The organism is Ventosimonas gracilis, assembly GCF_001580025.1.
In the GTDB taxonomy this organism is placed as follows: domain Bacteria; phylum Pseudomonadota; class Gammaproteobacteria; order Pseudomonadales; family Pseudomonadaceae; genus Ventosimonas; species Ventosimonas gracilis.
Genome location: NZ_LSZO01000042.1, coordinates 1 through 15,551, shown reverse-complemented (window position 1 = coordinate 15,551; position 15,551 = coordinate 1). Strand labels below are relative to the sequence as shown.

Below are 15,551 nucleotides of genomic sequence, written 5' to 3'. Positions count from 1 at the left end.
TGATTTTCGAACGTTTGAAGTACCTATTTTTACCAGTCATATCAGGAAGTTATCATGCCATAAAAACATGTTTGCTTCCTAAGACCCTTAGTTGATATACAGGTCAACCATAAAAGCATCTCCTCTATCCATTAAATAAGCTTATTGCCTTTCTTCTTCAGCGCTGGCGCAGTTTTTGCCTTAAACGCCCGCAGCGTCAAAAATGAGGGCAAAAGCATCATGTCGTTTGAGCGGGAACAGCTATTAGGCCGTGTGCGAGGCGGCTTTGCATTACTTGGGCAGGGCAGTTTGGGCGTGCCGCTGCTCTTGCTGGCCATGCTCGGCATGATGATTTTGCCGCTGCCGCCTTTTTTGCTCGACCTGTTATTTACCTTCAATATCGCGCTGTCCATCATCGTATTGCTGGTCTGTGTGTACGCCTTGCGCCCGCTCGATTTTGCGGTCTTTCCCACGATTTTGCTGCTCGCTACCTTGCTGCGCCTTGCGCTGAATGTCGCCTCCACCCGCGTGGTGCTGCTGCACGGGCAAGACGGCGCAGGTGCTGCGGGCAAGGTGATTGAAGCCTTTGGTGAAGTCGTGATTGGCGGCAACTATGTGGTCGGCATGGTGGTGTTTGCCATCTTGATGATTATCAACTTTGTCGTCGTTACCAAAGGCGCCGGGCGAATTTCCGAAGTCAGCGCCCGTTTTACTCTGGACGCCATGCCCGGCAAACAGATGGCCATCGATGCCGATTTAAACGCAGGCTTGATTGAACAAAGCGAAGCCCGCAAACGCCGCGCGGAAGTCAGTCAAGAAGCGGACTTTTACGGCTCAATGGACGGCGCCTCCAAGTTTGTTCGAGGGGACGCCATAGCCGGTCTGTTAATCCTCTTTATCAACCTTATCGGCGGCATAGCGATTGGCCTGTTGCAGCACCATATGCCGCTGGCCGAAGCCGGACGGGTCTATGCGCTTTTAACCATTGGTGACGGACTGGTCGCACAACTGCCGTCGCTTTTGCTGTCTACCGCCGCCGCCATTATGGTGACGCGCGTATCTTCTGCCGAAGACATGGGGCAACAAGTCGGGCGACAAATGTTTGCCTCGCCCAAAGCGCTCTGCGTAACGGCTGTCATTTTGGCCGTGATGGGCTTGGTTCCCGGCATGCCGCATCTGGCGTTTCTAGCATTGGCCGCAGCGGCGGGCGCGTTCGCCTACTTCACTTATCAGCGTGGTCAACTTGTGGCTAAACAGTCCACAGCAAAAGCCCTGCCCGCTCCCAGCAAACAAACACCAGAAAACAAAGAACTCGCCTTTGACGACCTGCCCACGGTAGACCGCGTGGGATTGGAAGTCGGCTACCGCTTAATTGCCCTGCTGGAAGCCAAAAACGGCGGCGGCCTGCTCGCACGGATTAAAGGCGTGCGCAAAAAACTGTCGCAAGATTTGGGCTTTTTACTGCCGCCGGTGCATATCCGCGACAACCTCGATTTAGCGGCAGGCGGCTACCGGCTTAGCCTGATGGGCGTGCCGCTGGCAAGCGGTGAAGTCTATCCCGAACGCGAACTCGCCATCAGCCCCGGCCAAGTTTTTGGCGACCTCGACGGCCTTGCCGTCAAAGATCCGGCATTTGGCCTTGATTGCGTGTGGATTACCCCGCAGCAGCGCGAACAGGCGCAGTCCTTGGGTTATACCGTGGTAGACAGCAGCACGGTGATCACCACCCACCTGTCGCGCCTGCTGGAAAAACACGCGCACGAGCTGCTGGGGCATGAAGAAGTACAGCAGATGCTCGAACGCCTCGCACAAATGTCGCCCAAACTGGCCGAAGCGCTGGTGCCAAACGGCTTGCCGCTGTCATCGCTGCTGCTGATATTGCAGGCACTGCTTAAAGAGCAGGTCTCCATACGCGACATCCGCAGCATTGCCGAAGCCCTGGTACGCACCCCCAGCAAAGACCTCGCAAGCCTGCTTGCCAGTGTGCGCGTGGCGTTGGGTCGCGCAATTGTTCAGCAAATCGCAGGCGACGATGAACTGCCGGTGATCACCCTCGATAACGCACTGGAACAAATCTTGCTTACCTCATTAAAGCAAGCCGATGGAGACGGGAATTTGTCGCTCGAACCACAGCTTGCCCTGCGCTTGCAGCAATCGATCGTAAGCGCCTGTGAACATCAGCAAGCCCAAGGATTGCCCAGCGCATTACTGGTATCCACCCCACTGCGCTGGCCGCTTGCACAGTTTGCCCTGCGCCTGGAAATGGAGATCAACTTGCCAGTGCTCGCCTTTGCTGAAATTCCGCCGAAAAAGCCCGTGCGTGTAGTGCAAACCTTAGGGCAGAGCCTTTAGTTTTTATCCGCAAACATGCGCTAAAGCAAAAAGGTAAAGATAAAAAACAACGAAAATACCAAAAATGCTGTGTCGCCTCGTATTAAGCAGGCGAAAAAGGAAGGGTTATTTGTGTCGCAGCAGAGGAGGAACATATGCAACACATCAGACAATTAGCCATCAGTGCCCGCGTCGCACTGATGCTGGTTTTACTACTGCAAGGCGCTTTTTGTTTTGCCGATGACACGGAAATCTTTTTGTCGCGCGGTAAAGCCGATATAAAACCCAATGTATTTTTTATTCTGGACGACTCCCTTTCCATGCAATGGTGCTGGAATAAAGACGGAGTCTATCCCGACTCCAAGTCAAAACGCAATCGATGCCCTGATGGAACCTTTACCAGCCGCTGGGACGAACTACAAAAGACGCTCAACAACGTATTGCCGAAGATGCAAGATGTAAACTTCGGCATGATGTGGATGGATTATCGCCGTTCAGGAATACCTGTTGATGCTATTGATAAAGTGCGTGACCAAGCGCTTGCGTCAATTAATAAAAGACCCAAACCCGACTTGCTCTGGACGCCCATCGATGGCAGTCTTTATAAGGCCGCGCGTTATTTTAACGGCTTTCCCGCCAAACAATATCGAGACCATTATTTTAAAGGGCACTCAGGCAAAGAAGCGCTAAGATTAGGAAAAGATTTTCCAAGCCCGATTACCGATGCCTGCCAGCCCAACTATATCGTCCTGGTTACCGATGGCGATGCTTGGTACGATGATATTTATCCCGATATTAGAGAACTTATCGGCAGAAAAAGGGATAATTGGCCTAAACAAAATTATCCCTGCGTAGAACAACCAGGCGCTTCCTCAAAAAATGCGGAAAGGTGCGTACCGGAACTCGCTGAGTGGCTGCATACCCACGACCAAATGCCAAACCTGGAAGGCGATCAGACAGTCACTACCCATGTTATTTCTCTGGCACCTGATTTAAACGCTCCTGGAGCTACAAAAGATGCTGATAATATAGAGAAAATCGTCAAACGCAGACAATTCTTAAACAATGTAACGGACGCAGGTGGCGGAAACTATTATGAAGCCAATAATGGTGAAGAACTTTCCAAACAATTTAATGACATTATAGAAAAAGCCGCCAAAGTGGAGAACGCCACTTTTGTTAATCCCAGTGCCGCACCCACCAGCTCCAAGCGCACCACCGATCAAGTCTACTACGCACTGTTTCAGCCTGGCGGCAGTGACCGTTGGGCGGGCAATTTAAAACGCTATCGCTTCGCTGCCAAAGCGGTTACAAAAAATGGCAAAACCAGCAAAGAAGCCGTTATCTATGATGTCAACGATAACCCGGCCATTGATGCGGACGGCGCTTTTAAAGCGAACGCACAAAGCTTTTGGAGCAAAGGTGCCGATGGAGGCAATATCACGCTAGGCGGTGCGGCGTGGAAATTACCGGAGCCCGCCAAGCGCCGTCTGTTTGTGGAAACCGAAGGCCGTCTGGGTGAACTTGCCATCAGCAATAGCGCTATCACTAATGACCTGCTCGGTGCCGTTGATAATAACGAACGAGTGGCACTGCTCAACTATATTCGCGGTCTTGATGACGATGGCCTCAATGAACGCAGCAAGGAGTTGGGCGATTTTTTACATTCTGCCGCAGTACCCTTTAACTACGGCAGCGCAGAAAGCGACCAGGTCGTGATTATCGGCAGTAATGAAGGTTTTGTGCACTTATTTAACCGTAAAACCGGTGTGGAAGAATTTGCCTTTATGCCCGGTGAGCTGCTAAAAAACATTAAACCGATAAAAGCCAATGAGCCTTCCACCGCTAATAAACCGCACCCCTACGGCGTAGACAATAGCGTTACCGTCTGGCTGGACGATAGCAATCAAAACGGCCAGTTTGATGCGGGTGAACACTTCTACGCCTACGTGACCTTAAGACGCGGTGGGCAGGGTATTTATGCGCTGGATATTACTAAGCGCGGTCAACCCAAATTGCTCTGGCAAATTGACGAAAAAAACAAGAAAGCCAAAGGTTTTGCCAGGCTGGGGCAAAGTTGGTCGCAACCGGTTAAAAGCAAAATAAAAATCGGTAATAATCCAAAGCCTACCGATGTACTGATTTTTGCCGGTGGCTACGACCCAACAGAAGATAACCTTAACGGTGCCAATGATGCTTATCGCAGCGATAGCGCTTTGGGTAACGCCATTTATATCGTCGATGCTAAAACCGGCAACGCTCTTTGGTCAGCCAGTCAAAGCGGCGCCGTGCTTAATCTGCCGGATATGCAATACAGCATTCCATCATCGGTTAAGGTGGTGGATATCGATAATGACGGCCTCGCCGACCAAATGTTTGTCGGTGATACCGGCGGACAAGTCTGGCGGTTATTTATCCATAACGGCGAATCGCGCAATAACTTGGTAACAGCCAGTGGCCGCCGCTCAAACGCCCCATTTGCTCAGTTGGGCAAAAATAATCCGAAAAACGCCCGCCGCTTTTATCAAGAACCCGATGTGGCACTGGATAGAGGCAATAATCGCCTATTGGTGAATATCGGCAGCGGCTACCGTGCCCATCCGCTTAATTCCAATGTCGATGACCGCTTTTACTCGCTGCATGCCGACATAACCCGCAGCCCAGACTTGCCGCTAACGGAAAGCGACTTGCACCAGGCCACGCGCTCCTTTGATCACTTTGATCAAGAGAAAGCGATTAAAGCGATCAACACAGCAAAAGGTTGGTATCTGCCGCTTGAGATTGGCCGTGGCGAAAAAGTGCTGTCCACTGCAAGCAGCGCCGGCGGTGATGTATTTTTTGCAACCTATGTACCGGCAAACAATCGTATCGGCTGCCAAGTGATGTTGGGCAGTAACTACGTCTACCGCCTAAGCCTAAGCAGCGCCTCGCCACCGGTCGAAATCATTAACCCACCTGCAAACGGTATTGCTGGCAAAGCCACGGTGACATACCAGCCGCCTTTTCAAAAAAGCGATGTGGTCGGCATTATCAGCGGCGGCGGAATATTCTCCGATGAGAAGAATAGAGGCACATTTATGTGTTTCGGGGATACCTGCAGCGAGCTCAATATCAGCCCCTGTGAAAATCCCAGAGGCTGCAAAACCTACTGGATCGACTTGCAAAACTAAGCTTCCCACCCTCTCCCATGACCGCCATAAATAGGAGAGGGGAGAAAGCAGCACCATGCATACCGATCTCCCCTCGCCCGCTTGCGGGAAAGGGGGGAGGGAAAACCTTAACCGCAGCCCATAAATACATTGACATAAATCAATGCAATCAATAACAATACCCTTTAATATTTTTAGTTTTAAGCGTAGCGCACTATTAAAAATATTGAACTATACCAATTTTAAGCAGCATCAATAAGGAAAGGTACAAGCTATGGCGCATCTGGTTTGGCAGGATGACCTTAATACCGGAATTGAGGAAGTCGACAACCAACATCGGCGCATTGTAGAAATGATTAACCATCTCTACGATGTCGAACAAAAAGACGATAAAGAGGAACTTCGTAAAGTGTTGGTGGATTTGGTGGATTACACCCAGTCGCACTTTGCTTTTGAAGAAACCTTGATGGAAGAAGCCGGTTATCGTTTTTCCCGTGCGCATAAAAAAGTGCATGAACTGTTTATTCGTCGGGTCGAGGAATACCGCATGCGTTTTGACGCGGGTGAAAATATCGTGCAGGAACTGCGTGATACGTTAACGCGCTGGCTGCTTAGCCATATCCGCAACGAAGATGCCGCTTATGCCGAAACGGTAAAAGCCAGTATGAATGCACTTTCCACTGACCAAGGCTGGCTTTCACGTTCATTGAAAAAATTCTTTGGGTAATTTACGGCGTTGATTTTTTTGCCGGTAACGCAAATACGACCTTAAACAAGACTTAAAGCGACATCCCGCCGACGCGTGGTGCCGCTGTTTGCGACATGGCTTGGTTTGCCTATTGAACAACTGGTTTAGCGGTTGAACAAATTGTGTGCAGGGGATAGACTGCCCATCCACACAATAACAAGGAAAAACCATGAACCACCCGCAGCAACCCACCCCACCCGTTCATCAGCCCGGTCAGGACAATATCCAGATTTTTGGGCTGGACATCCACAATCCGGTATTTGCCATCTCAGCCGTGGTGACTGTCTTGTCTGTGCTGTTTGCTGCTGTTTTTCACAGTACGGCAACGGAATTTTTTGGCTGGCTTAGACCGGCTGCGACCAATACCTTTGACAGCTTTTTGGCGGTGGCAGCCAATACTTTTGTGATTTTCTGCATCGCGCTGATTTTTACCCCGCTTGGCAGCATTCGCTTAGGGGGCAAAGAGGCCAGGCCGGATTTTTCCTACCCGTCCTGGTTTGCCATGTTGTTTGCAGCAGGCATGGGCATTGGCCTGATGTTTTTCTGCGTGTCTGAACCCATTTCGCACTTTTCCACCGCCTTCGCCGAAGATGCCGGAACGGCGCAAAGCTGGGCACCGCTCGCAGGTGCCGCAGGCAATGCCGAAGAAGCGCGGCGCCTGTCAATGGCGACCACCATCTTCCATTGGGGACTGCACCCTTGGGCAATCTATGCGGTGATGGGCTTGGCACTGGCTTTTTTCGCCTATAACCGCGGCCTGCCGCTGACCATCCGCAGCGTCTTTTATCCATTCTTTGGCGAGCGCATCTGGGGCTGGCCGGGGCATATCATCGATGTGCTTGCGGTATTTGCCACGCTGTTTGGTTTAGCCTCTTCTTTAGGATTCGGCGCGGAACAAATCAGCGCCGGTTTAAATCATCTATTTGGCCTGCCGGTAACGGATACCAGCAAAGCATTGTTAGTTGTGGTGATTACCGCCGTTGCGCTGTATTCGGTCATTGCCGGTATTAATTCCGGGGTTAAACGCTTAAGTGAAATCAATATTATCTTGGCGGCACTGCTGTTATTGTTTGTGATTGTTATCGGGCCGACTTTTGCCATTATCAGCGGATTTTTTGATTCACTGATCGCTTATATCCGTTATCTGCCCGCATTATCCAATCCGATTGGGCGTGAAGACAAACTGTTCTTTGATGGCTGGACGAGCTTTTATTGGGCTTGGTGGATTTCCTGGTCGCCTTTTGTCGGCATGTTTATCGCGCGTATTTCACGCGGCAGAACGGTACGTGAATTCTTGGTTTCGGTTCTTTTAGTGCCTTCTTGCATTTGTATTTTATGGATGAGCAGTTTTGGCACGGCGGCGCTTTCCCAAGTGATTGAGCAAGGATCAATGACTATTGTCGATGCCGCTTTGGAACTTCGTCTGTTTATTATGCTCGAAGGTTTGCCAATTGCCGCGATAACCTCCTTTATCGGTATTGTGCTGGTGGCGTTTTTCTTTATCACTTCATCGGACTCCGGCTCGTTGGTGATTGATATTATTACCGCGGGTGGCAAAATCAACGCACCCATGCCGCAGCGCGTGTTTTGGGCGGCACTTGTAGGCTTGATCGCCATCGTCTTGCTGCTCGTAGGTGGCCTTGGCGCACTGCAAGCGGCCGCAGTCACTACCGGTATTCCCTTTGCCGTGGTATTGCTGGCTATGTGCGTTGCCACCTGCAAGGGTCTGATCAGTGAACGGCGCAGTTTATTGGCAGCAGGCCGTTAAAATTCGCGGGTTTTCACAGCTTAAGCAACATGCTCTCCTCTCTCACTTGTGGGAGAGGGAAGAGGGCTGTATTTGACCGGCAGACGCCGCTTGCACTGCACCTTGGCACCTAAAGGCGCAGCGCCTCTACTGGCCTGCGCTGCTGAGCAAGGCAGTCAGCGGACTGACCATTGGAAAACCTAGCGCCCGCCCATAATGGCGATATAGTCCTGCACCCAGCGGCTGTAGGGGACAAACTGACCACCTTCGGATTGCGGGGTTTTCCAAAAGGAGATTTGGTCGAAGGTATCAAAGCCGTTCAAGGTGCAGCCGTCTTCGCCCAATAGGGCATTGCCGGAGCAGGCGGCAGGCACGGCGGGCACTGAGCCGAACCAGGCGGCGACATCGCCTTGCACCTTGGGATTGAGCGACCAGTTCAGCCACTGATAAGCGCAGTTCGGGTTTTTCGCACTGGCGTGCATCATGGTGGTATCCGCCCAGCCGGTCGCGCCTTCCACCGGTACCGTGGAAGCCAGCGGCTCGCCCGCGCGTTGCATACTGTTGACCGTAAACGGCCAGCCACTGCTAATCACTACACCTTCATTACGCAGGTCGTTCATCTGCACCGTGGTGTCATGCCAATAACGGTGCACCAGTTTGTGCTGCTCCCGCAGCAGGGCAAGGGCGGCGGCGTATTGGGCTTCGGTGAGTTGATAGGGGTCGTTAATGCCAAGTTCTGGTTTGTGTGTTTTTAGATAAAGCGCCGCATCGGCAATGTAAATCGGCCCGTCGTAGGCTTGCACCCGGCCTTTGTTGGATTTGCCGTCGGGCAGGGTTTGTTCTTCAAATATCCAGCGCCAAGTGGTGGGTGTGGTTTTAAACACGTCTGTGTTGTACATCAGCACATTTGGCCCCCAAGTGTAGGAAACGCCGTAGTGTTTGCCATCCACCGTATGCCAGGGCGCGTTTTGCAGGCGTGCGTCCAAAGTCTTCCAGTTGGCAATCAAGTCGATATTGATAGGCGCTACATGCCCGCCCGCCACCAATCTCAGTGAGGCATCACCGGAAGCAGTGACCAGGTCATAGCCGCCACGCGCCATCAGGCTAACCATTTCATCGGACGTACCGGCGATTTTGACATTAACCTTGCAGCCGGTTTCCTGCTCAAAGGGCGTGACCCAGTCATAGTCAGGGTCGGTCTCGCCGCGCTCGATAAAGCCCGGCCAAGCGACGATATTAAGCTGACCTTCACTTTTACCCAGACTTTTAATCGGCTCAGCGGCCTGTACAGCGGCAGTGATCAAGCAGGCAAGTAACAGGGGCGTTAGATTGTGCGGGGACATCGTGGACTTCCTCATTGTTATTGATAGGCTCCCAGTGTAGCGCTTCGCCCCAAGCAAACAACAGAGACAAAATCGGCTATCATTGCGCCCCCGCTCTACACCCCCACATCCGCTCTTTATTCTCTTGAGTTTGCCATGCCCATCACCTCCATCGAAGGCGACTTTATCGCCCCTCAAGGCCGTTTTGCCCTGCTGGCCGGTCGTTTTAACAGCTTTGTGGTTGAAAGCTTGATTAGCGGTGCCGTCGATACGCTGCGCCGTCATGGCGTCAGTGACGAACAGATCCAGATTATTCGTGCGCCGGGAGCTTTTGAGCTGCCATTGGTCGCCAAAAAGCTCGCGCAAGCGCAGCGTTTTGACGCGATTATCGCGCTCGGCGCGGTGATTCGCGGCGGCACCCCACATTTTGAATATGTGGCGGGCGAATGTACTAAAGGCTTGGCGCAAGTTTCACTGGAATACGGCCTGCCGATCGCCTTTGGCGTGCTCACCGTCGATTCCATCGAGCAAGCGATTGAACGTTCCGGCACTAAAGCGGGCAACAAAGGCAGCGAGGCGGCGCTATCGGCGCTGGAAATGCTTAGCCTGCTCACGCAACTGGAACGCGCCTTGCCATGACTGAAGGTTTTAATCCGCCTGCAAAAAGCGGCAAAGGCAGCAAGCCGTCCGCCCGCCGTGAAGCACGAAAGCTCGCCTTGCAGGCGCTCTATCAATGGCAATTGGCGGCGCACAGCCTTAACGAAATTGAAGCGCAGTTTCGTGTCGATAACGACTTTTCCCGTATCGATGCCGCTTATTTCCGCGAAATTTTGCACGGCGTCGCGGATGATGTGCAGGCGCTGGAAGCCGCCTTTGCGCCGCTGCTCGACCGCAGTGTTGACGCACTCGACCCGGTCGAACGCGCAATTTTGCGCCTCTGTGCTTGGGAGATGTTAAGACGGGTCGATATTCCCTACCGCGTGGTGATTAACGAAGGCATCGAGCTTGCCAAACTGTTTGGCGCAACCGACGGCCACAAGTTTATCAACGGCGTACTCGACCGCCTCGCGGTGCAACTACGCAGCAAGGAAGTCACCAAGGCGAGGCGCGTTTGACCGAATTTGAGCTGATCAAGCGCTACTTCGACTTTGCCGCGCCGCACCAGGAAGAAATCGCATTAGGCTTGGGTGATGACTGCGCCCTGCTGCAACTTGCGGCGGATGAACAACTGGCCGTCTCGACCGACAGCCTGGTCTGCGGCGTGCATTTTCCCGAAAACGCGCCGCCTTTTTTGTTGGGGCAACGCTCGCTTGCCGTCGCCGCCAGTGATTTGGCCGCAGTGGGCGCTTCACCGCTTGCCTTTACCCTTGCGCTGACCCTGCCCGAAGCCTGTGAAGACTGGTTGCGCGAATTTTCCCGTGGCCTTAAGCAGATGGCCGGATACTGCGGCCTTGCGCTGATTGGCGGTGATACCTGCCGCGGCCCGCTGCATCTTTGTCTGACGGTATTTGGCTCAGTGCCTCAAGGCCAAGCGCTTAAGCGCAGCGGCGCAAGAGCTGGGGATTTACTCTGCGTAGGCGGCCATTTGGGCGATACCGGCGGCGGCTTGGCGCTGCTACAAAAAGCCCCCGCCCCTACGAATAGCGCGGCAGACTATCTACTCTCGCGTTACTGGACACCCATGCCACAACTGGCACTCGGCCAGTGGCTGCGCGGCAAGGCCAGCGCGGCGATGGATATTTCTGACGGATTGCTCGCCGACTGCGCCCATCTCGCCGAAGCCTCTGGCGTTTGTGCACTTATTAACGAGCCGTTGCTGCCGCTTTCAGAGGCGTTACTTGAGCATTTTGGCGATAAAGCGGCGATGGATTACGCACTGTGCGCTGGGGATGACTACGTCCTGTTATTTAGCTTGCCGCCCGAGCAACTCAGCCGCTTGCAGCAAGCCTTTTCGCACGTGTGCGTGATTGGTCATATCCAAGAGGGCAGCGGTGTTGTTCTGCTCGATAGCAACGGACAGCCACGCCAAGCGCCACAAAGCGGCTGGCAACACTTTCGCTAAAGTCCATGCGTATTGATACTCGTCCGCTACCGCCGCAACTGCCCGACTTGGGCGACCTGCCGCCGTTGCTCACTCGCCTGTACGCCGCACGTGGCGTAAAGAGTAAGGACGAACTCAGCCACAGCCTGTCGCAGCTTGCCCCCTGGCACTTGCTTAAAGGTATCGATAACGCGGTAGAACTACTGCTGCAAGCACGGCAAACGCAGCAGCGCCTTTTGGTAGTCGGCGATTTTGACGCCGACGGCGCAACCGCCAGCGTCGTTGCCATCCTTGGGCTGCGAGCACTTGGCTTTAATCAAGTGGACTATCTGGTTCCCAACCGCTTTGAGTACGGCTACGGCCTATCGCCTGCCATTGTCGAAGTGGCGAAAAGCAGGCAGCCGGATTGGCTGATTACCGTGGATAACGGCATTTCCAGCCTCGAAGGCGTAGCGACGGCCAAAGCGGCAAGTCTATCGGTGCTGATTACCGACCACCATCTGGCCGCTGCCGAACTGCCGATGGCCGATGCACTGGTCAACCCCAATCAACCCGGCTGCCCTTTCCCCAGCAAAGCACTGGCCGGCGTGGGCGTTATTTTTTATGTGTTGCTGGCACTGCGGGCAAAACTGCGAGAAATTGGCGAATTTAACGATAAACCTGCAGCCAATCTTGCCGAACTGCTGGATTTGGTCGCCTTGGGTACGGTCGCCGATGTGGTGCCTTTGGATGCCAACAACCGCATTTTGGTGCAACAAGGCTTGCTGCGCATTCGCGCCGGATTTTGCCGCCCTGGCCTTGCCGCGCTGCTTGAAATCGCCGGTAAAGACGCAAAGGGCATTCGTGCCAGCGACTTAGGGTTTATCTTGGGCCCGCGCCTAAACGCCGCCGGTCGGCTGGACGATATGAGCCTTGGCATTGAATGCCTGCTCAGCGAAGACCCCTTTCAGGCAAAAGAGATGGCGGCAGAGCTGGACGGCCTTAACCGCGACCGCCGCAGCATCGAACAAGGCATGCAGCGCGAAGCACTGGCGCAGCTTAAGGAACTTGATAGCGAAAACCTGCCATTTGGCCTGTGCCTGTTTGATAAAGACTGGCACCAAGGCGTGATAGGCATTCTCGCCGCGCGCTTAAAAGAGCGCTACCACCGCCCCTGTATCGCCTTTGCCGATGCGGGCGATGGGCAGTTAAAAGGCTCGGCGCGTTCCATTGCAGGCTTTCATATCCGCGATGCGCTGGAAGCCATCGCCACTGCCCATCCCATGCTTATCGAAAAATTCGGCGGCCATGCAATGGCTGCGGGGCTTTCCCTAAAACAGCAAAACTTCGCTGCATTTTCCCGTGCCTTTGACCAAGAAGTCCGCCGCGTTCTAAAAGCCGATGATTTAACCGCGCACCTTTGCACTGACGGCACGCTAAGCGCCGAAGAACTGGTTCTGCCGCTGGCGCAGCAATTAAACGCGGCCGGCCCCTTCGGGCAGCAATTTCCCGAACCACTGTTTCACGGTGTTTTTAAGGTCAAAAACCAGCGACTGGTCGGCGAGCGTCATTTAAAACTGCAACTTTGCACCCTGTGCGGACGTGTGGAGCTCGATGCCATTGCCTTTTCCATCGATCGCAGTCAGTGGCCCAATCAACAGGTCACACAAGTTCAAATCGCTTACCACCTTGATATTAACCACTATCGTGGTCATCAGACTTTGCAGCTTTTAGTCGTGCATATTGCGCCGCACCTGCCCTCTTCCCCATAAATTGGGTTAAGCCTCTTCCTGTGGCGGCCGTTTGAGCAGCTTGCGCGCCATTTGGCAGGTCGCGCGGATAAGGGCATCGGTAATGCCAGGTTCAGCGGCAGAATGACCGGCTTCGCGGATGATCTGTAGTTCGCTGGCAGGCCAGGCCTGATGCAAGCTCCAAGCGTTTTGCAGCGGGCAAATCAGATCGTAGCGGCCATGCACGATAATGCCCGGGATATGGGCGATTTTCGGCATGTGTTTAAGCAATTGATTGTCTTCAAGAAAAGCGCCGTGCATAAAGTAGTGGCATTCAATTCTTGCCAAGGCCAGTGCGCGCTGCGTTTCGCTAAAGCGCGTGACGAACGCAGGATTAGGCCGCAGTGTGGCGGTGCGCCCTTCCCAACTCGCCCAAGCCTTGGCCGCGTGCAGTTGCGCGATTTGGTCGCTGCCGGTTAAGCGTTGGTAATAGGCACCGAGCATATCGCCCTGCTCTTTGGGTGGGATGGGTGCGAGGTAGTCCTCCCAGTAATCGGGGAAAATACGGCTCGCGCCCTGTTGGTAGAACCAGTGAATTTCCTCTTCGCGGCAGAGGAAGATACCGCGCAAAATCAGCCCCAGCACCCGTTCGGGATGCGTTTGCGCATAGGCGAGCGCCAGCGTCGAACCCCAAGAGCCGCCAAACACCAGCCATTGTTCAACGCCCAAGTATTCGCGGATACGCTCCAAGTCATCGACCAACTGCCAAGTATTGTTGTTTTGCAATTCGGCATGCGGCGTGGAGCGCCCGCAGCCGCGCTGGTCGAAGGTGATGATGCGGTACAGGTTGGGGTCAAACCAACGGCGGCTGGCCGCATCACAGCCCGCGCCCGGGCCGCCGTGCAAAAACACCACCGGCAAGCCGTCCTGGCGGCCGCTTTCGTCCAGATAAAGCACGTGCGGCTGCTCCACCGCAAGCGAATGGCGGGCGTAGGGTTTGATGGCGGGGAATAGTATCTGCATGCGTTATTTTCCCTCGTTCCTGCCCTACCCTCTCCTGCACGCAAGAGAGGATAGAAAAGCGCTTTTTAAGCGAACAGGTCGTCTACCGAACGCAGCGGATAGTGCGCAGGATAGGGCAGTGTGGCGACTCCGCTTGCTATCGCAGCTTTGGCGACGGCATCGCTGACTACGCCAATCAAGCGCGGATCAAGCGGTTTGGGGATGATGTATTCACGGCCAAATTCCAGCTTGATGCCGCCGTAAGCCTTGCACACTTCCTCCGGCACCGGTTGTTTGGCAAGGTCGCGCAGTGCCAGCGCGGCGGCGATTTTCATCTCCTCGTTGATGCGTTTGGCGCGAACATCCAAAGCGCCACGGAAGATAAAAGGAAAGCCCAATACGTTATTGACCTGATTGGGATAATCCGAACGACCAGTCGCCATAATCACATCCGACCGCGCAGCCTGGGCGAGTTCCGGCTTGATTTCCGGGTCGGGGTTGGAACAGGCAAAGACGATAGGGTCTGCCGCCATGCGCTGCAAATCTTCGGCGCTGACCAAGTTGGCACCGGACAGCCCCAAAAGCACGTCCGCGCCGGTAAGTGCATCGGCCAGCGTGCGCTTGGTGCACGTCTGCGCGAATACGGCTTTGTGCGGGGTTAAATCGTCGCGTCCGGCGTGGATAACACCTTTGCGGTCAAGCATGCGCATGTTTTCCAGTCGCGCACCCAGGCTGACCAAGAGCTTCATGCAAGAAGCCGCCGCCGCACCCGCGCCCAGGCAGACAATTTTGGCGTCTTCAATTTTTTTGCCGACCAGTTCCAGCGCATTTAAAAGGCCGGCGGCAGTGACAATGGCCGTGCCGTGCTGGTCGTCGTGGAATACCGGAATATCGCACTGCTCAATCAGCGTGCGCTCAATTTCAAAGCATTCCGGCGCTTTGATGTCTTCCAGGTTAATGCCGCCGAAGCTGATGGAAATACGCTTGACGGTATCGATAAAGGCTTGCGGGCTTTCCGCATCGACCTCAATGTCAAACACATCGACCCCGGCAAAGCGCTTAAACAGTACGCCCTTGCCTTCCATCACCGGTTTGGAGGCGAGCGGCCCCAAATCGCCCAAGCCCAAAATGGCACTGCCGTTGGAAATCACCGCCACCAGATTGCCCTTGCCGGTGTACTGATAGGCGAGTGACGGGTCACGCGCAATTTCACGCACCGGCTCGGCAACGCCCGGACTGTAGGCGAGCGCAAGGTCACGGGCGGTCGCGGTGGGTTTGGTCAGCTCGACACTCAATTTGCCGGGGCGTGGTTTGGCGTGGTAGTCGAGCGCAGCAGTTTTTAGGTCAGACATCTTGGAAATACCCGCTTAAAGTGAGTGCAAACAGACCGTACAGCATACGCGCTGGCGCAGTAGCTAACAAGGAAGACAACAAGGGTCTGTTCCCGCTTCAAACGCGAGCCGCGCTGCTGCTCAAAATTTCGCCAGACTAGGCGCAGCATGCAGCCAATGTGTACAACCTTG

General features: G+C 54.1%; 11 protein-coding genes. 8 read left to right on the top strand and 3 right to left on the bottom strand.

Annotation, left to right across the window (positions count from 1 at the left end; genetic code table 11):
• Nucleotides 1–219 precede the first annotated feature (219 nt).
• From flhA to AXE65_RS02105, 4 genes are all read left to right on the top strand, one after another.
• On the top strand, nt 220–2,331 hold the full coding sequence (flhA, locus tag AXE65_RS02120; protein ID WP_068387401.1) for a flagellar biosynthesis protein FlhA: 2,112 nt from the start codon (nt 220–222) through the stop codon (nt 2,329–2,331).
• Between the two features lie 134 nt (nt 2,332–2,465).
• Nucleotides 2,466–5,480, top strand: coding sequence for a pilus assembly protein (locus AXE65_RS02115; RefSeq protein ID WP_068387392.1), 3,015 nt, complete (start codon nt 2,466–2,468; stop codon nt 5,478–5,480).
• 253 nt (nt 5,481–5,733) lie between these two features.
• Nucleotides 5,734–6,186 (top strand): bacteriohemerythrin, encoded by a 453-nt coding sequence (locus AXE65_RS02110; RefSeq protein ID WP_068387389.1) that lies wholly within the window; start codon nt 5,734–5,736, stop codon nt 6,184–6,186.
• Nucleotides 6,187–6,376: 190 nt separating this feature from the next.
• A complete protein-coding gene (locus AXE65_RS02105) occupies nt 6,377–7,975 on the top strand; it encodes a BCCT family transporter (protein WP_068387387.1) in 1,599 nt (532 codons plus the stop codon).
• A 179-nt stretch (nt 7,976–8,154) separates the two neighbouring features.
• On the opposite strand, the gene AXE65_RS02100 is transcribed toward AXE65_RS02105, so the two are convergent.
• Entirely contained in the window at nt 8,155–9,297 is a 1,143-nt protein-coding gene (locus AXE65_RS02100) for an ABC transporter substrate-binding protein (RefSeq protein WP_068387382.1), read from the bottom strand.
• Nucleotides 9,298–9,432: 135 nt separating this feature from the next.
• On the opposite strand from AXE65_RS02100, the gene ribH reads away from it, so the two are divergent.
• From ribH to recJ, 4 genes are read left to right on the top strand one after another with little or no spacing between them, the layout of a single operon-like run.
• On the top strand, nt 9,433–9,915 hold the full coding sequence (ribH, locus tag AXE65_RS02095) for a 6,7-dimethyl-8-ribityllumazine synthase (RefSeq protein WP_068387379.1): 483 nt from the start codon (nt 9,433–9,435) through the stop codon (nt 9,913–9,915).
• A complete protein-coding gene (nusB, locus tag AXE65_RS02090) occupies nt 9,912–10,391 on the top strand; it encodes a transcription antitermination factor NusB (RefSeq protein ID WP_068387376.1) in 480 nt (159 codons plus the stop codon). Before ribH ends, nusB begins: the two co-directional genes overlap by 4 nt.
• Nucleotides 10,388–11,338: a thiamine-phosphate kinase gene (thiL, locus tag AXE65_RS02085; RefSeq protein WP_068387372.1), complete on the top strand. Its 951-nt coding sequence runs from the start codon at nt 10,388–10,390 to the stop codon at nt 11,336–11,338. The genes nusB and thiL overlap by 4 nt, the downstream gene beginning before the upstream one ends.
• A gap of 5 nt (nt 11,339–11,343) precedes the next feature.
• Complete coding sequence (gene recJ / locus AXE65_RS02080; protein ID WP_068387369.1) at nt 11,344–13,068, top strand: single-stranded-DNA-specific exonuclease RecJ; 1,725 nt, start codon at nt 11,344–11,346, stop codon at nt 13,066–13,068.
• Between the two features lie 6 nt (nt 13,069–13,074).
• On the opposite strand, the gene pip is transcribed toward recJ, so the two are convergent.
• Together pip and AXE65_RS02070 are read right to left on the bottom strand one after the other, a co-directional pair.
• Nucleotides 13,075–14,049, bottom strand: a complete 975-nt coding sequence (pip, locus tag AXE65_RS02075) for a prolyl aminopeptidase (protein WP_068387366.1) — start codon at nt 14,047–14,049, stop codon at nt 13,075–13,077.
• Nucleotides 14,050–14,114: 65 nt separating this feature from the next.
• A complete protein-coding gene (locus AXE65_RS02070) occupies nt 14,115–15,380 on the bottom strand; it encodes a malic enzyme-like NAD(P)-binding protein (protein WP_068387363.1) in 1,266 nt (421 codons plus the stop codon).
• Nucleotides 15,381–15,551: the final 171 nt, after the last annotated feature.